Below are 18,243 nucleotides of genomic sequence, written 5' to 3' on the forward strand. Positions count from 1 at the left end.
TAAAAATACATAAACGGATAGATATTCTAAGTAGAAATCTTTTATTACTTTAATTATCTGGTTATCAGCTATTTTTTTATAAAAAAATAGCTGATATAGTAATATTTTTAGGTAAAAAAGTGTTACATTTGCCATAGAAATTTATATGAAAAAAGTATTATCATCAGTTATATTTGCTTTGTTTGTAGCAAGTTGTTTGGGTCAGGTTTTGCGGCAAGCACCTTTTGTGGGGGCAGTTACGGAAAATCAGGCAAGGTTTTATGTGCGCACAAGTCAAGCTACTCCGGTAGTGTTGCTTCTTTCAACAGATTCGGCAGCTTTCTCAAATCCGATTACCGTCAATGGAGCTACCATAGCTGCTGACGACTCTTCCGGTATTTTATCCGTTACGGGGCTTTCTCCAAATACCCAATATTTTTATCGAATAAAAATTAACGGGACATTTGTGGGTAAAGTTCAATCATTTTGGACGTTTCCGGCACCGGGTACATCCGGCCATTTTACTTTTGCTTATGGTTCTTGCCAAAACGCTCCGGCTGGACCTGAACCTATTTTTCAGCAGGTCATAAAAGCGAATCCACGCTTTTTTGTTCAATCCGGAGATTGGGGATATCCAGATTCTACGGATAATATGCCCAATAACAACGATTTCTATGCAGCAGACTTTAATCGGGTGGTAGCAGCCTATCGAGCCCGCTACTCAGGGCCGGATATGGCCGAAATGCGGGAAAAAGTTCCCGTAGATTATGTTTATGATGACCATGACTTTGTAAACGATAATTCCAGTAAAAACTCATCTTCATACTATCAAGGGCCATACGTAGAAGTTGCTTATCCTTCGGGCACCCGCAGAAACGTTATTGATGCCTACACCCGATTTTTTCCCCATTATCCGCTGCCAGATACCTCACAGGGAATATACCACAGCTTTCGCTATGGAAATATTGAGTTATTTGTGATAGACAACCGTTCATCCAGAAGCCCTAACTTAGATGCCTTAAACCAATCAAGCAGCACATTTACTTTTTCACCCCCTCCCGGGCGCACTATGTTAGGTGATATTCAACTTAATTGGCTGAAAAATGCCCTAAGAACTTCCACTGCAACATGGAAATTTATCGTAGGTCAAGTTCCATTCAACAAAGGTTACCGCCGTTTGATAGATGCTTTATCTGGAAACACAACGGCGCAAATAATCGGAATTCCGGGGGTCGGCTCGGCTAAATCCTTACTTTCAGAATACATCGAAAAATGGTCAGGTTTTCCCCAAGAACAGGATTCTATATTGGCATTTATTACTCAAAACAACATTCAGAATGTCGTTTTCTTGTCCAGTGATGCCCATTCTTCGGCTATGGACGATGGCCGAAATGCCGGCTTAATCGAGATGATGGCCGGTAACTTACATCAAACTAACCTTCGAGAGCCGGCTATGTTTAGCACACTCGGTACAATTTTACGAACTGACTTAAATATCTGGAACGCCGGCGGGCAGGGAATCGGGAATAGTAATTTTAATGATGCCTACGGAAAAGTAGAAGTCTTTGGAGATGATTCACTAAGACTTTCGCTGATAGATGACCAAGGCGTAACTTTTGCCAAAATGACCGTTTGCCCCGGTGGCGTTTTATGCCAAGTTTCTCAAATCGAAAATCAAAAGCTGAATGAACAATTAGCTATATTTCCGAATCCGGCAACGAACAGCATCCGCATCTCATTAGGAGAGCAAAGTAGGGCAAACACTTCCAAAGGCGGAGAAATTATCATTTCTTCAGTAGTAGGCCAGCGAGTAAGAACCATTTATCTGGAACCCACTAAGAGTGATTATGATATTTCGATAGCTGATTTGCCGCCCGGCTTATACCTCGTTGAGTTAAACCAAGCTAACAAACTGTTTGCCCGTAGCTTTATCAAGCAGTAAATTACCGGCATATATCAATCAAAATCATCTCTTTCTTTCGGAACTCCGACATTCTATTTTTAATAAACATAAGAGGCTGTCTTTTTCGGGCAGCCTCTTGTGTTTATTAAATTAGACTTATATGAAATTAGGCTTATTTTCTATGAAATTTAAGTCTTTTTATTCAGACTTTGAATCTGTATTGGGATTTTTTCCTTCTAATTCGGCTAACTTACTTCTAAGCAGTTCGTTTTCTGCCTGCATCTTTTCAAGTTTTTGCTGAATTTCAGATAGCGTTTCATCTACTCCATAATAATTACAAATAGAAATATGCTCTACACGAATTTCTACCTTTTTTTTATGGGAAGATAAGTTGTTATTGAGAAAATCTTCAGGTAAAAAATCTGCCAAAGAGAGATTTAACTTTTGAACGATTTTTAACAGAAGTTCAAGGTCTATGCTTACTTCATTTCGCTCTAAACGCCCATAAGTAGAAGAAGATACACCAATGAAGTCGGCAAACTCTGCCTGACTCATTCGTGTATCTTCCCTACATTGATGTAACTTAGCACCCAATTTCACACAAACTAATTCATTATTGGTTGGAAAATAGGTGTGTATTTTGTTCGGATAATTTCCTCAAAAATTAAAGTACAGGCTTCCAACTCCACTCAGAGCAAGCATTCTGGGTTTGGACATCTGTAGCCACAGTGGGATAAGCTACATAACCACTTACTTGCTCTACTTTTAAGCTATTATTAACTCCGGCTGGGTGCACAAAAGATTTTGAACTATTTCCGCTAATGGTTCCTTGCAGCACACCATTCACATAAAACCGATAAGGATTACTCGAAGTGATAGTTACAGTAGTTTTTGCTGTAGCGTTTCTGGCACAATCTTGGGGATTTTTGAGGGTAAATGATTTATTCGCATAACGGGTGTCCGTTCCATTAGATACTGCTAATTTTACATTTACTTTTAGTTCCGGTAAATTTGCCGCTCCCGAATTACTTGGCCATTGAACATTAAACCCGGCATCCTTAGTAGTAGCTGAGTAAGGGGTAAAAGGATCATAAGCACTATTTTCAAAATTTAAAGTCCAATTGTAGCTGGTTGCACCCGTTGAGCTGTTTGTAAGCGTTAAAGCTAGGGGAGCAATACCGCTTGTTGTATTCATCCAAAAATCAGCAACTAACGGGCCTAACGGGCCGGGATTTTTGAGGGTAAATGATTTACTCACATAACGGGTGTCCGTTCCATTAGATACTGTTAATTTTACATTTACTTTTAGTTCCGGTAAATTTGCCGCTCCCGGATTACTTGGCCATTGAACATAAAACCCGGCATCCTTAGTAGTAGCTGAGTAAGGGGTAGAAGGATCATAAGCACTATTTTCAAAATTCAAAGTCCAGAGGTAGCTGGTTGCACCCGTTGAGGTGTTTGTAAGCCCTAAATATGCGGTAGCAATACCGCTTGTCGTAGCCATCACAAAATCAGCAACTAACGGGTTATTGTTATTGCTGGGGGGTTGATCTTTATCCTTTTTACAAGAAATTACAAAAAGGAAAGCGCTCATGAGCATGATTAATTGAATTCTTTTCATTGTGTTGAATTTATTCCACAAAGAAAAAAAAAAAAAAATACGATACAACTCTTTTTTGGTATCTTTCAACCCATTTTTGGGTTAAAAAATACCAAAATCATGAGAATCCTCCCCTATTTTTACAGTAATAGATTTACTGCCCAAATCTATGTTATTCTTTTACTTTAATTACCCTAACTTTCCAGTCATCAGGGCCTTCTGCTAAGTATTCCCACCGAAAAGGTTCTTTACTCTCGGCTTTCATTTGATAATAAAGCGGTTTGGGGTCATGGTCATTGATAAACTCAAAGGCTTCTCCGGCTTTAATTTCGTCAAATGCTTGATAAAACATTTCATGTCTATCTGCTGGGGAGTAGGGGCGGATGTCAAAAGATTTAACGACAGCATAGCCATCGTCTCCCAGCCCGCTATCGCCTTTTTTGGTGATATGGATGATAAATTCTCCTGGGACTTCTTTTTTGTATTCCCAAGTGTGTTTGTTTTTGAATTTTTCATCAAAAATTGCATGGATTTCTGTTGGTTCGGTATCCGCTATTAATGCCATTTTATCTTCTTTAAGCATCATACTGTAGCGATGAAAAACAACTTGTTTCCATTCTTTTTTGTCAATTTTTCTCAAATCTAATAATGTGGAAACTTCACTCATATCTCGTTTTTGGGATTCACTTTCACGAGTTACTTGAACTTTCCATTCTCTATTATCTTTGTTTAGGTATTTCCAGCCTACCACATTGCCATGAATTGAGCAAAATTCATAATACAGTGGAATCGGGTCATGGTCATTGATAAACACAAAGCTATCATTGACAGGTAGTTCGGTAAACATTTTGAGCAATAATTCGTGTCTTTTAATGGGAATTAAAACTCTAACGTCAAATTCTCCATTCTTATTTAATACTCCTTCCATAGTTATTGTTTTTGTAGTTATTGGTTATATTTTTCACAAAAGTATTTAGGATAAGGATTAAAAGCAAAGAGAAACTTTTATTTAGTCTAAGTTTATTTTTAAATAATTGAATTAAGTATAAAACGAATTATGAATCAGTTAGTTATGTAAATTAACTTCTGGGAAAGTGTGATTTGGGGGTATTTGGATTTTTGTTTATCATTATTTAAGAAAAATTTTTTATATTGATTTTAAGTAGATTATATGAATTTTATTATTTTTTTGTATTTTTTAGTTGGTTGGGATAAATTTTGGAGTATCTTTGCAACTCGAAAACGGTCTGGTCGTTCAGTTGGTTAGGATGCCGCCCTGTCACGGCGGAGATCACGGGTTCGAGTCCCGTCCGGACCGCAAGCCTTCTTCTTAGAAGGCTTTTTTTGTGGTTATTTCTATGAATACTCTAAGCCTTTCTGAAATAGATTTAATCCGCTACTTTCCAGCTATTTCTGATTATCAGCAAGAATTATTGGTTCAATTTGCCCAAGAAATAATCTTTTGGAATAGTCAAATCAACTTGATTTCTCGAAATGATATTTCTCATTTATGGGAAAGGCATTTGTTTCATTCGCTGGCTATTCATCATTTTGCGACTTTTGAAGATGGTACAACCGCCATTGACGTTGGTACCGGTGGCGGATTCCCGGGAATACCTTTAGCTATCATGAACCCAAATGTTCATTTTACTTTGTTAGATTCAATAGGTAAAAAAATCAATACTTTAACCAAAATAGCTGCATCTCTTAAGTTAGATAACGTTACCACAATACAAGAACGTATTGAAAATCATAATCTTAAATATGACTACGTGGTAGGTCGAGCTGTTACTGATTTGAATCTTTTTTATGCGGATGTGAAGCATTGTATAGCTCGGAGATCCGACAAAAAGGTTTCCGGAGCCGGAATTTGGTATCTTAGAGGGCCTGATATTGTTAGCCCTAAAAAAATAGCTGCTAAAATATTCCCTTTAAACCAATTATATCCACAGATTTTTTTTGAAACAAAATTACTTGTTTATATTCCAACCTATATCTAATTTTGGCCCCGAAGCGATATGATACAAGAATATATACCGATTTTTATTTTATTGGGGCTTGCTTTAGTGCTATCGGGAGCGTTAGTAGCCTTATCTGTTTTATTAGGGCCAAAACGACCGGATAAAATTAAAGATATGCCCTACGAAAGTGGTATGGATCCGGTTGGTACAGCCAGAGATAGGTTTGCGATTAAGTTTTATTTAGTGGCAATGCTCTTCATTTTGTTTGATATAGAAGTTGTGTTTATGTATCCTTGGGCAGTACAATACAAGCAATTAGGTCTTTTTGCGTTTGTGGAGATGCTGGTGTTTGTGGCAATACTCTTTGTGGGTTATATTTACGTTATCAAGAAACACGGGCTTCGTTGGGATTGAGTACTATTATTGAGTTCAATTTTTGTTAAAGATTATTTTATTATTGATGCGAAATGGGAATTGAGAAGGCATTAGCGGCGAATGGGTTCATACTTTCTACTATGGATGCATTGGTTAATTGGGGACGGACTAATTCACTTTGGCCGATGCCTATGGGTTTAGCTTGTTGTGCTATCGAGATGATGGCATTTGCGGGTCCTAAATTTGATGTGGCACGTTTTGGGAGTGAGCGTTTTAGTTTTTCTCCCCGTCAAGCAGACGTTATGATAGTTGCCGGCTGGTGTTCATATAAGATGGCTCATGCGGTAAAACGGATTTGGGATCAGATGCCTGACCCCAAATGGTGCATTGCTATGGGAGCTTGCGCCTCTACTGGCGGAATGCACCGCGTTTATGGCGTAGTTCAAGGAATAGACACCTTCCTGCCGGTTGATGTGTATATCCCAGGATGCCCGCCACGCCCAGAAACAGTTCTGCACGCCTTAATCACATTGCAGGAAAAAGTCCGCAAAGAACACTCTATCGCCCAAGAATAAGCTACTATTCATGCTATAGTAATGAAAAACGGTCAAAAATATATCTTGACCTTAGATACGACTGCAAAAGTTATAAGTGCTGCTTTTATTGTTGTAATTATAACTTTAATGCTCGTTTATATCGTTATGGTTACTTTTTTTAATCACTCGTTTGAAATAGACGAAGAAAATTTACCGTTTTTATTAGCTTTAAATTCTTTGCTGCTGCTGTTATTACTATTGCCTTGCTATTTATATGCCCCGCTTTCTTATGAACTTACAGATACTCAACTACTAATATCGCGCCCAATTGGTACACTGTCATTTCCATACAAAGAGATGAATAAAATTACCCCCATGGAGAAGTGGGGAGGAATAACCAGTTTTATCCGCTTATTGGGCGTTGGAGGGCTTTTTGGCTATTATGGACTAATGTATTCCAGAACAGAAGGACGTTTTTGGGCATATTTAAGTGCATTAAAACCAATTATATTTATCCAACTGAAAAACGGAAAAAAAATAGCTGTTAATTTAGTACATCCTGACTTTTTAAATCAGCTAACAGAAAAAGTGAACCCATCAAAATGACATTTGAGCAAAGATTATTGCTTTTGATCTGGATAAGTTTGGTTTTAATGACGTGCTCTCCTCCATTAGAACGCCCCAAAATAGCCATAATACCCGTAATTGAATGGGAATATGACTATCCGGAAAAATCAATTCTACAAGATCAAAAAAAACTGCAAGAATTTAATTTTAAGGAAATTACACTTTGCTTACCGATTAAAGTTAATGTTGAAAAAGGATTAGTTTTGCAGGATTCTGTGTTAATTCAGTCTTTTATTCGGGCAGCTCAGAGCTATTTACAGATTTACGGATCTTATACATTGTGTTTTCGTTTTGAAGGAGATACCGAAGTCTGGTTAGCCCAGCAGCAAGATTTACTTCCTTTTTTCAGTTCATATCAACGTTGGATTACCAAAATAATAACTTTATTACCGAAACCTCCGGAAAGAATTATTTTAGGGAATGACATTTATTCTGTTCACCAAGAAATAGCTTGGGAGTTTTTAATCAAGCAGTTACGAAAAAACCAAATACAGGGTAAGTTTCTTATCGCAAGCCTTCCGGAAAGGATTTATGCCAATATTCCTTGGCAACTGTGTGATGAAATCGGGATTCTCTTTAACTCACCGGAAGATGGAAATTATAAAAAATACGCCAGGAATCATCATCCCAAAATTGCTGCGTTATCAGACCAACTAAAAAAACCGATATACATAGTTCGGCCAAACCTATTGGAAACCCATGCTACAATTCCCTTTAAAAACTTACTGCGCTTTTGGCCTGATTCTACCAAAATATCTGGTATTCAAATAAGTACAATTTTCCCAACACCTGTATTTTCTGATACCAACCAACCATACGGACGCGCAAAGGATGTTGAATTTCTCCAAACTATTCGTAGCTACACCGCCCAATAAGTAGCACGTTATTTTACTATTAAGATAGATTTAGGTTTTTAGAATCATCTTTTTGGTTAAACTCGCAATCAAATTTAGGTGCTATCACGCATCAGTAGTTCATCATTAAGCTTCGGGACGTATGTCCAAGAAAAAAAAACATTCACTAAAATTTCCGGTAGATTTACCTCAGTTGGTATCTTCTTATTTGGAACAAAACTCAGGCAAAGCATTTAATCCCAAGCAGTTACTTTCTAAACTAAATCTACGAGGACTGGTAGATAGCCAAGTTATATTGGATACTTTACGAACCTTAGTTAGCCAAAATAAAGTACAAGAGGTTCAGTTTAGTAGGTTTCAGTTTCGATATGAACATGAGTTTTATGAAGGCATTATCGAATTTAACAGAGACGGCTACGCATTTGTAACTCCTCAGGAAGGTATCAAAATCCAAATATTTCCTGACGATACCGGAAAAGCGTTATTTGGGGATTTAGTGCGGGTAGAAACATATAGCAAGAAAAGTGGCTCATACAAAGGGCGGGTGCAAACGGTGCTTCACCGGAACAAAACTGAATTTGTAGGCACTGTTTTCACCAAAGGAAGAAATCTTTTTTTTGACCCGAATGACCCCAAAATTCATGTAACCTTTAAAATTAACGATAAATCTACACAGTATGTAAAAAATGGAGAAAGAGCTTTGGTAAGACTCACCAATTGGTATGATATAATGCCGGAGGCTGAAATAATCCATGTTTTAGGCGCTGCGGGTTCCCACCAAGCAGAAATTCATACAATCATATTAGAATTTGGATTCCAAACAGAATTTTCGCCGGAAGCTATTCAGGAATCCGCAAATATACCAGCACAAATAACTGAAAAAGAAATACTTAATAGAAAAGATTTTCGCCAAACTACAACTTTTACCATTGACCCTGTTGATGCCAAAGACTTTGACGATGCTTTATCATTCAAGATTTTACCCAATGGTAATACCGAAATCGGGATTCATATAGCAGACGTTACCCACTATGTATTACAGGGAAGCGCCCTTGATAGAGATGCTGCCTACCGAGCTACCTCCGTCTATTTGGTAGATAGAACCTTACCAATGCTACCCGAGAAATTAAGCAACGAACTTTGCAGCTTACGCCCAAATGAAGATAAATTAACGTATTCAGTTGTAGTTGAGTTAAATGAAAAAGCACAAGTAGTGCAGCAATGGTTTGGTAAAACAATTATTCATTCTGATAAAAGATTTACCTATGAAGAAGTTCAGGCTATTTTGGATGCCCAAAGCGGGGAATTTTACACAGAATTAAATCAATTAAATTTATTAGCCAAAAAACTACGAAAAACTCGCTTTGAACAAGGAAGTATTAATTTTGAAAGCGAAGAGATACGCTTTCGCTTAGATGACAACTTTCATCCTGTTGAAATAATCAAGAAAATACGGGTAGATTCCCATAAGTTAATAGAGGAATTTATGTTATTAGCTAACAAATTAGTGGCAAGTTATGTAGCTCAAAAAAGACGAAAGCCGCCATTGCCATTTGTGTATCGGGTTCATGATTCTCCGGACACAACCAAACTACAGCAGCTTGCCGGCTTTGCTACTCACTTTGGATACAAACTGAACTTTGATGACGAAAAACAAGTCTCAGGAAAGTTAAATCAGTTAGTTGATTCCATCGAAGGAAAGCCGGAACAGTCGGCCATTACCCAAGTAATGATACGAGCTATGGCAAAAGCTGTTTATTCTACCGAAAACATTGGTCATTACGGACTTGCATTTCGTTACTACACCCATTTTACATCCCCAATAAGACGCTATCCGGATATTTTAGCCCATCGGTTACTAACACAATATTTGAGCCAACCGATAACCGAGATAGGTTCATCACAAACACTCAAAGACCAATGCCAGCACTGTTCCGAAATGGAAAAGAAAGCCGCAGATGCAGAGCGCGCCTCTGTAAAATATAAACAGATAGAATATATGTCTCAGTTTATCGGCAGAACTTTTAAGGGATTTATATCCGGTATTACAGAATTCGGGATTTTTGTGGAACTGAAAGACCAATATTGTGAAGGAATAGTACGCCTAAAAGATATTGCCTATGACTATTTTGAATTTAAGCCGGATAAACTTTGCTTAATTGGTAGAAAATCCCGAAAAATGTTTAAACTCGGAGATGCTATCCGAATAAAAGTTGTAAAAGCAGATGTTATTAAACGTCAATTAGATTTTATTTTGGCGTAAAAATGTTGTATTTAAAAGCGTAAAGTATTCAGATAAGTTTCCTTTTTTCTTTCTAATTAAGCAGAAAATCGTAATATTGCGCCATAGTTTTCTACAATATGAGTATTTATTTACGAACTTTTGGAGTATTTGTTTTTGCTATGTTATTTTGTTTAAGTAGCTATTCTCAAAAAAACAAACAAGACCCACCTAAGAACTCTACCGGAACCGGTTCACCTGCTCCAACGACCATCCCACCCTCAGGCAATCCTAACCCAAATCCCAACTCCAGTCTCTCAAAGGATACTGTTGATGTAGATTTAATGATTTACAGTTTTGCACTGAAAAATAATGATTACGAAGTAGCTATCAATAGTTTATATCGCTTGATTGTACGCTATCCCAGTGCTTCCGGGTTATTAGACACGTTGGCTAATCTATATTTTTATTCAAATCGCTATGTTCAATGTATTTCGGTTGCTAAACAGCTACTTCAAACAGATCAAAATAATGTTCATTTGTTAGAAATGGTAGCCGTTTGCGAGCAATATATCGGCGATACAAAGTCTGCATTGGCAGCCTATGAAAATCTTTATGGTAAAACAAAATCTGTGGCACATTTGTATCAAGTAGCTGTTTTACAATATGTTCTCAAGCGAATTGGGGAATGTTCACAGTCTATTAATACAATTCTTCAGAATGCCCATGATTCCGTAAAGGTAAATATCACTATTTCAGAACAATATCGCCAGCGGGTTTCGGTAAGAGCAGCGGCCTTAAATCTTCGCGGGGTTATTTTGCGTGAGCAAAAAAATTATGCAGAAGCGCGTATCTCTTTTGAGCAAGCTCTTAAAATTGAGCCGGAATTTATCCTGCCCAAAGGAAATTTAGACGATATGCTACGCCCCTCAACTCCCGTCAATAACAATAAACCAAAATGATAATTCGGTTTATTAGGCTGATATTCAGCTTATTATCGTTATGTCAATTTGTTTTTTCACAGCCAGCATATAAAAATACAGCACCTGATTCGGCTCTAATTCCGAACGGATCATTTGAACGCTACCTTAATCTACCAGAAGAAGAGAATAATTTTTATGGCTATATCCAGAATTGGGATGTAAATGCCTCTAAAAAATCCCCTTTTTTAAGGTCTCCTTCATTTTTGCATCAGCATAAATATTCAAGAGAGAATAAGGTTCAGCCACATTCTGGCTACGGAATGGCTTCTATTGAGTTTAACTGGCAGTCTGCTGAACGTAGTTATTTGCAAACAAAGTTATCAAAAGCACTCATTCCCGGAAAGAGATACCAATTTTCATTCTGGGTAATGCTGGATAATACAGCTAATTGTCAAGATGTTTTTCCTGAACTTGGATTTCTATTTACGGTTAAAGACGTTGAGCCGGACACAAATTATCTGCTTCCGTCAAAACCACATTGGTATATGATGCACCCACTTGAAACAACTCAGTGGCAAAAAGTGCAAGTTATATTTACACCACAGCTTCCTTATCAGTATTTATCCGTAGGTTCTTTTTTGGACATCTCCGATATTGCATTAGCCAAACGCCCAACTTGTAGCCGGATAATATTAGATGATTATAACTTAATAGAGGTTCAGAATACCGATAATTTTGATTTTTTTAGTACGGTTTCGGTTCCCGGAGGTAACTTAGGCGGTATTGTTTCGGTTGATAGACCAGATTTGCTGTCAATTCCCAGCGAAGATATACGTATTGTAAAGCCTATTCCGGTACCCGGAAGACCCGGAAATATATCGCTTCGCGGAAGAGTGCTTGATGCTTCTACCCAAAAACCCATTGTAAACTCAAAAATTATTGTCTTAGCTCAACCTCATGATAGCGTGATTATAGAAACCAAAACGAATGTAGCACGTGAAGTTGAAGGAAGCTATAAATTAGAGATTCCCAAGTATAAGCAAAAAACCACATACTACATAATTGCCTCAAAATCAAATTATTACTTTTCTGACACTACTATTATTCCTACCGATACAACGTCTGATGAAAAAATTAGCCATACTTTTTATTTAAAACGCTTAAAAGAAGAAGAGCCAATCCAGCTAAAAAATATTCATTTTCAAAGTAGTGAAGCAATATTAACGCCCGAGTCTTTTCCGGAGTTAGATAAACTCGTTTGGCTGTTAGGAGAAAAACCAAGAACCCAAGTTTTGGTTGCCGGGCATACTGACGACCAAGGGGATGAAAAGTTCAATACAATTCTTTCTGAAAAACGTGCACAAGCCGTTGTTGAATATCTTGTAAGTAAAGGTATTGCAGAAAGTCGCCTACAATTTAAAGGTTATGGAAAGACCAAACCCATAGCAAGCAACCAAACCCCGGAAGGACGTTCCAAAAATCGGCGCGTAGAAATCATACTCTCTGAGCAGCAGTAAATTAGCTATCAAAAAATAACTCGATTTATATCATATCTAAATCATTCACTATTTTAGAGTGAAAAAAAATGAACGATTTTAGTTCCTGCAAAGGCGCAAACAAAAGACCAAAAAAGCATACTTAATGACATAGTTATGATGATTTTGGATTTCGGAGTATTGAAAGCCAAGGCTAAAGCTGTTCCAAAAGGAGGACTAATAATTGGCGGAGTTAAAAAAGCCGTCCCGATTAAACCGTATTTTTCCCATAAAACAAGAGCCCATTGCTTTTGAGTAGGCTGCTTTTGATTCTTATTTTTTTGAAATTTTTTGCGAATAGCAGAACCAAAATAAGTAAAGATAACGATTCCTAAAATCCCCCCTATTAAAGTGCAAGTTACTTGCTCCCAGAAACTTACCCCTTTTGTGATACACATAGCCACACCGAGCATAAACTTTACACTACTTGCAAGCATAGCTATTATGAAAAACAGTAACTCTGTCATAAAAAACGCTCTAAGTTAAGGATATTTATAGAAAGATAACTCTATCTTCTGCAAAGTTCTGTAAAACCCAAAAAATACATTAGCCCTGTTGCAACAGGGCTAATGCTCAATAATTTGATAACTTATTTATTCCTAATTCTTGATTATTTTTCCTGAATAAACTTTTCCGTTTATGGCTAACTTATAGAAATAAATTCCATTAGATAAGTGGGTTACTGAATGTTGGATATTATAATAACCACTGGGTAAAGATTTATTAATCAGGTTTTCGGTAATTTTTCCGGTATAATCAAAAATCTCAAACTGAATATCAGCAGCTTCTGTAAGTTGGAACTCCGTATAAAAACACTCATTAAAAGGATTTGGGTAAACTCGTGCAAATAGTTTATCATCAATAGGGACTACGATAGATTTAACTTCGGATTCTTTGGTTGCTCCATTAAAATCGTGTTGTGTTAAACGATAGTAGTATGTTTTTCCGGGTGTTAGTGTGGACTTATCAATAAATTCATAGTTATTTTCGAGCGAACTTCCTTTTCCTACAAGTTCTGGATAGTTTTCAAAAGTAGCTATTGTATGGAAGTTTAACATATCATTATCAGAACGTTGTATGCTAAATCCTGCATTATTAACTTCATGAGCAGTAATCCAGTCTAAATCTGCCTGTTTTTCTTTGGGATTATAGTTAGCATTAAATTTTAGGTATTGAACCGGTAGTGGGTCTCCGGTAGAACCTACGACAAAGTCGCTAAATGTAGTCCAATTAACCGTAGAAATCAAAAATCCGGTAGAAGTATTGCCATAACCTCCTGGCCCTGCCGGGGTAAGATTATCCCAATTAAGACCGTCTGCACTTTCTTTCAACAATCGTAATGTAGTTTCTGAAAGCAAACTAAGTGAGGTAGCATCGTCTTCGTTATATTGAATGATTACTTTGGCATAGCTGATGGTTGTTGGTTGAATTTTTGAAATTGTAAAGTAGTGAGCATTGGAGATAAAGGGTACTTCTTCGGGAAGGGTAGGTGTAGTTCTGCTAGGAGGTGCAGCGTTAAATTGCTCGCCAACAATCTCTGTATTAATATCGTCGCCTAAGCGCATAGATAATTCAAATGGCAAATACACACCATCTTTACCGATTGTATAAAATTTAGTGATGATAGCAGCAGAGGAGTTAAAGATAAAACTCATTTGACCATTCACATAGCCGTTAGTTCCTTTTTTGTTTACTCCAACAGCACTTGCAGCAGCCATCATTCTAACCCGTTTACCGGAACAGTTTATCCGTGCACGGTTATTGGTTGTAAAGTTTAGTGTGCTGTTAATATAAATGTCGTGGAATAAATTAATATTACCTGCTCCTTTATTCATTTCTAAGTTATTGAATTTTTGTGCATTTGCATTATTGATATTTTGCCCAACTATTCCGGTAAAATAAACTGTTCCATTTCTGGGTGTAAACAAGCCATTAGTGCCCACCCAATGGCCGCCGCGCATATAAACGCCATAATTACCTGTGCCCACATCAAAATTTCCGCTGGTAAGTGATATATCTTTATCAATTCGAATGTCATCTAACAAACGGGTAGTGTTAGATCCGTTGTTAATCGTTATATTATAGAAAGCGTTTGTAGCACCACTCGCTATTGAGTTGGAATTTCCCACGAAACGAACGTTGCTGCCGGTTTGCGGTAGAAATATCCCTTTGTTCATTAGCCAATTACCCCAAATGTCAATAATACCATTGGAAATGAGTGTATCTAATGAAGATTCCATTTCAAAGTTTCCTTTTATTGTTAATTGCTGATTGGTAGTATTCAACTGAATCGCATTTGTAGCTCCTGAGCGCATTGTTAGGTTGTTGCAATTACTTGCGGCATCAACAGTTATTGTATAAGTGCCGGCACAATGAGTATGGTCGAGCAATACGTTATCTATATTTGTAGGGATAGGTACAACAGATCCACCTAAGTTACGCCATTTACTGGGCGCATCATTCCAATTTCCAGTAGTAAAATTGCCCCAGTAAATATAATTATCAGACCACGAAATAACTCCGGGCGTAGTTGTTCCGACAGGATCTTTCTCGTATTTTGGCCCTGAAAGGTTTCCTTTAGCGTTATTAAATGTTGATATTAAAGCACCAGATGCTCTATAGACATTAAAGTGTGTGCCTACAGATGGATTTCCTGAATAATAAAATAAAACTTCTTGGATAGGACCAACGGTTAGATTAGGAAGGTTTAAAAGTTGGCCGGATGTTTGGGTAAAGTTACTAAATGAGCAATAGCTAAAATTTTTAGTTGCATCAATTGCGGAAGCACCTGAAACATTTATACCGCTACCATTCATATACTCAAAGTCTGTATAGATAGCGCTAACAGTTGGAGCACCTGCTGATAAGTCAAAGGTGTAAGTACCATTTCCTTGTCTGGTAACTAAGCAACGTTTATCTGGAAGGCCATCAAAAATTACTGCTGCGCCTGTACCAGTTGTCCTGATTGTAAAGCCAGAATTTATAGAGAGTATAGAGCCTTGGTTTAACGTTAAGGTTGCAGAACCAGCTACGCCACTGCTTATATTTAAGTTATTGACATACAAAGTGTATTGATTTAATTCTAAGGTAACAGTTTGCCCACTTGCACCGGTTAGTAAAATTGATGTTCCTAAAGCACCTGTTCCGGTACCGGGGCTAGTTGCATACATATCATCGGATAGTTGATAAACACAGCTTCCGCTTGCTACCGGGTCAAAAGAAATCGTACTGAACACCTGACCACGCGATAAAATTGTTTTTGTGCTGGTTGTATTACTCGCAAAAGTAATTCGGCTACCCACTGGAGTAAAGTACCCACCGTTGTTTGTCCAATTTCCCCTAACATTCAGGTTTCTTTGTTGGTTCACAAATACTATATTTCCATTTGTTAAGGTAAAATCTACTACATTGCAATTATCTCCTGCGTTGCTAATAAAGATATTTCCTGCCATTTCTACATTTCCAAAAGTGTAGGCATTATCCCAAGCTGTAACGCCAAAGAATTCTGTGGTAGAATTAGAGGCAGCAGAGAAGTTCGCTGCGGTCGTGAATGTAAAACCATATTTTACACGTAAACGTGAATTAGCCGGCAAGCTAAATGTTCCTGACGCAGTAGATTTGTTAATAGATCCGGTTACGGTAAGTACCTTTGCATTCACATCAAAAATAGTCTTGGCGGCTACGTTTGCCGTGATAGAGAGATTGAAAACCGTTACATCGGCTTCCAAAACAGGGTATCTGGTGGATGCTGCTGTTGGTATTACGATATTATCTCCTGCTACCGGAACTATCCCTGATAACCAGTTACCGGCAACATACCAATTTGTGCTAACAGCACCTGTCCATGTTTGGGTTGCCCCTGTATTATTCCATTGAATTTTCCCATCTGTATCTGGGAGGCCGCCACCCGGGGTTGGATCTGCCGGATCGGTTTCGTAACCTGGGCCGGAACGAACCCCATAACAATTACGAAAAGTAACAACGCCAACGGCAGCCGCAGGCCTAGAACAGTTCTTAACGATTGCAGAATAATTAAAATTTACATTCTCGATAGTTGTTCCTCCGGGAATGTCATTATTAAGTGTTAGATATGTAATACTTGCACCGGCGTTTGTTTCATTAAAAGTGCCGTCACTTAGATTATTGGGGGCATTATCCAAAGTAGAGCCGGACTTCATAATTAAACCGGACTGATGAATTAGATTTATCACGTAATATCTGGCGGATAGAAATCCCCCATCGTTAATTTCTACTCTAAAATAGTTTCCAGATAAAGCATCTCGTTGAATCCGTACAAGTGCCTGATTAGAAGTTCCGACAAAATTTATTCTTCCACCGTTTCCTGTGGTTTGTAATATTGGACCGGGAACATCCACTGATGAAAATAGCAGGGAAGAACCTCCGTCGCAATCTAATACACCGGCAGCGTGTACATTAAACGTTCCGGCATTCGGGCTGGCTAAGGCATTTCCGAAAATTAGGGTACGCCCATTTAGGCGAAAAGTTCCGGAAGAGACCACACAAGAATCTAAAATACGGCAACCGTCATTTTCTAAGTATAAAACTGAGGCAGTATTGACAATTACAGAAGGAAGAACACAGCCTCTCAACAAACTGTTTCCAGCATTGTAAGCCGTAACAGGACTGTAGCCACGAATAACCTGATTAACAGCTGGGTCTGAACCATTGAACGTAAAAAGTGCCTTTCTATCTGTGTAGTTAATTCCATTAGCAGTGTTAGCAGATACATTTCTACTTGGAGGTAATGTATTGAAATCAATTAAGTTACGTCCGATTTGGATTTCAACATTTCTGACTCCAGCTGTGTTATTCAGAAATAACGCAGCATCTCCTACTATACGTAAATCTACTTTAACAATTAGGTCTATACCAACACTTGGATTAATGACTAACTCTCCTTTTTGTATCTCTAATGAATTATTGATTGTAACTGGGTCAGTAATCGTAATGGCTTGCGCTCCGCTACTTTTAGAAATATTAACATCATAAAATGTTAGGCCAAGCGAGCTAGAACCTCCTATTGTTTTGTCTATTCCGCCGTCAAAAGTAACTGCTCCAAAGTTAGGTTGAAATTTTCCGCCATTACTAACCCAGTTACCATCAACTTCTAATGGGTTAGAGCCTGTTCCTGAGCCTAAGCAAAACAAGCCGGAAACTAATGTTACATTGCCCGTTACTACGGTAACCGCTTGGATATACACAGAATCAGCCGGAGAAAGTGCGGTATTGTTTATCGTAATATTTTGAAAAGTATTACGTCCGGCTATAATTTGTTTACTATTTGTTGATTTGAACTCAACAGTACCCCCATTTGCCGTAAAAACCGAAGCATTGGCTTTTGACCAATTGCCATAGACCTCTAAGGTACCACCGTTCATCGTAAACATAACCGCGTTAGTCATAGATAGCGTTCTACACCGATAGGTTCCTGAATTGATAACCGGATAGTTCGGTAATAACGCCGTATTGATATTAACGTTATCTATTAATGTAGGTATCTGATTAGGTGTCCAATTTAATGGATCTCCCCAATCGGTGGAAACACTGCCATTCCAAATTATTTGCGAAAAACCGTTGAACGGAAAGATATAGAATGTAAAAATTATTAAAAATAACTGTAAAACGTTTTTCATAGAGTAAATCCCAAAATATGCTGAGAGTAAATTGTGTAATAATACGTCATTCTTAGGTTATTAGTTTCATATCGC

General features: G+C 37.8%; 14 protein-coding genes and 1 tRNA gene. 10 read left to right on the top strand and 5 right to left on the bottom strand.

Annotation, left to right across the window (positions count from 1 at the left end):
• The first annotated feature begins 145 nt into the window (after positions 1-145).
• Positions 146-1,921 carry an alkaline phosphatase D family protein gene (locus LC115_02395; protein MCZ2355531.1) on the top strand — a complete coding sequence of 592 codons (1,776 nt, stop codon included), beginning with the start codon at positions 146-148 and terminating at the stop codon, positions 1,919-1,921.
• A gap of 159 nt (positions 1,922-2,080) precedes the next feature.
• Here LC115_02395 and LC115_02400 read toward each other — a convergent pair whose 3' ends face one another.
• From LC115_02400 to LC115_02410, 3 genes are all read right to left on the bottom strand, one after another.
• Positions 2,081-2,482 (bottom strand): helix-turn-helix transcriptional regulator, encoded by a 402-nt coding sequence (locus LC115_02400; protein ID MCZ2355532.1) that lies wholly within the window; start codon positions 2,480-2,482, stop codon positions 2,081-2,083.
• 64 nt (positions 2,483-2,546) lie between these two features.
• Complete coding sequence (locus LC115_02405; protein MCZ2355533.1) at positions 2,547-3,503, bottom strand: hypothetical protein; 957 nt, start codon at positions 3,501-3,503, stop codon at positions 2,547-2,549.
• Between the two features lie 151 nt (positions 3,504-3,654).
• Entirely contained in the window at positions 3,655-4,410 is a 756-nt protein-coding gene (locus tag LC115_02410; protein ID MCZ2355534.1) for a DUF2249 domain-containing protein, read from the bottom strand.
• A gap of 316 nt (positions 4,411-4,726) precedes the next feature.
• On the opposite strand from LC115_02410, the gene LC115_02415 reads away from it, so the two are divergent.
• The 9 genes from LC115_02415 to LC115_02455 all read left to right on the top strand — a co-directional run bounded on the left by LC115_02415 (position 4,727) and on the right by LC115_02455 (position 12,496).
• Positions 4,727-4,800 (top strand) — tRNA-Asp (locus LC115_02415).
• Positions 4,801-4,840: 40 nt separating this feature from the next.
• Positions 4,841-5,482 carry a 16S rRNA (guanine(527)-N(7))-methyltransferase RsmG gene (gene rsmG / locus LC115_02420; protein ID MCZ2355535.1) on the top strand — a complete coding sequence of 214 codons (642 nt, stop codon included), beginning with the start codon at positions 4,841-4,843 and terminating at the stop codon, positions 5,480-5,482.
• 18 nt (positions 5,483-5,500) lie between these two features.
• A complete protein-coding gene (gene ndhC, locus LC115_02425) occupies positions 5,501-5,857 on the top strand; it encodes an NADH-quinone oxidoreductase subunit A (protein MCZ2355536.1) in 357 nt (118 codons plus the stop codon).
• A 53-nt stretch (positions 5,858-5,910) separates the two neighbouring features.
• The gene (nuoB, locus tag LC115_02430; protein ID MCZ2355537.1) at positions 5,911-6,393 is read left to right on the top strand and encodes an NADH-quinone oxidoreductase subunit NuoB; all 483 of its coding nucleotides are present in this window, start codon (positions 5,911-5,913) and stop codon (positions 6,391-6,393) included.
• Between the two features lie 21 nt (positions 6,394-6,414).
• Positions 6,415-6,960 carry a PH domain-containing protein gene (locus tag LC115_02435; GenBank protein MCZ2355538.1) on the top strand — a complete coding sequence of 182 codons (546 nt, stop codon included), beginning with the start codon at positions 6,415-6,417 and terminating at the stop codon, positions 6,958-6,960.
• 47 nt (positions 6,961-7,007) lie between these two features.
• Positions 7,008-7,856, top strand: coding sequence for a hypothetical protein (locus tag LC115_02440; protein ID MCZ2355539.1), 849 nt, complete (start codon positions 7,008-7,010; stop codon positions 7,854-7,856).
• Between the two features lie 121 nt (positions 7,857-7,977).
• Positions 7,978-10,098: a ribonuclease R gene (gene rnr / locus LC115_02445; GenBank protein ID MCZ2355540.1), complete on the top strand. Its 2,121-nt coding sequence runs from the start codon at positions 7,978-7,980 to the stop codon at positions 10,096-10,098.
• A 98-nt stretch (positions 10,099-10,196) separates the two neighbouring features.
• Positions 10,197-11,018 (top strand): tetratricopeptide repeat protein, encoded by an 822-nt coding sequence (locus tag LC115_02450; GenBank protein MCZ2355541.1) that lies wholly within the window; start codon positions 10,197-10,199, stop codon positions 11,016-11,018.
• Positions 11,015-12,496: an OmpA family protein gene (locus LC115_02455; GenBank protein ID MCZ2355542.1), complete on the top strand. Its 1,482-nt coding sequence runs from the start codon at positions 11,015-11,017 to the stop codon at positions 12,494-12,496. The genes LC115_02450 and LC115_02455 overlap by 4 nt, the downstream gene beginning before the upstream one ends.
• Positions 12,497-12,549: 53 nt before the next feature.
• Here LC115_02455 and LC115_02460 read toward each other — a convergent pair whose 3' ends face one another.
• Positions 12,550-12,981: a hypothetical protein gene (locus LC115_02460; protein MCZ2355543.1), complete on the bottom strand. Its 432-nt coding sequence runs from the start codon at positions 12,979-12,981 to the stop codon at positions 12,550-12,552.
• Positions 12,982-13,113: 132 nt separating this feature from the next.
• Positions 13,114-18,168, bottom strand: a complete 5,055-nt coding sequence (locus LC115_02465; protein ID MCZ2355544.1) for a T9SS type A sorting domain-containing protein — start codon at positions 18,166-18,168, stop codon at positions 13,114-13,116.
• Positions 18,169-18,243 lie beyond the last annotated feature (75 nt).

This window comes from Bacteroidia bacterium (assembly GCA_026932145.1).
Classification (GTDB): Bacteria; Bacteroidota; Bacteroidia; order J057; family JAIXKT01; genus JAIXKT01.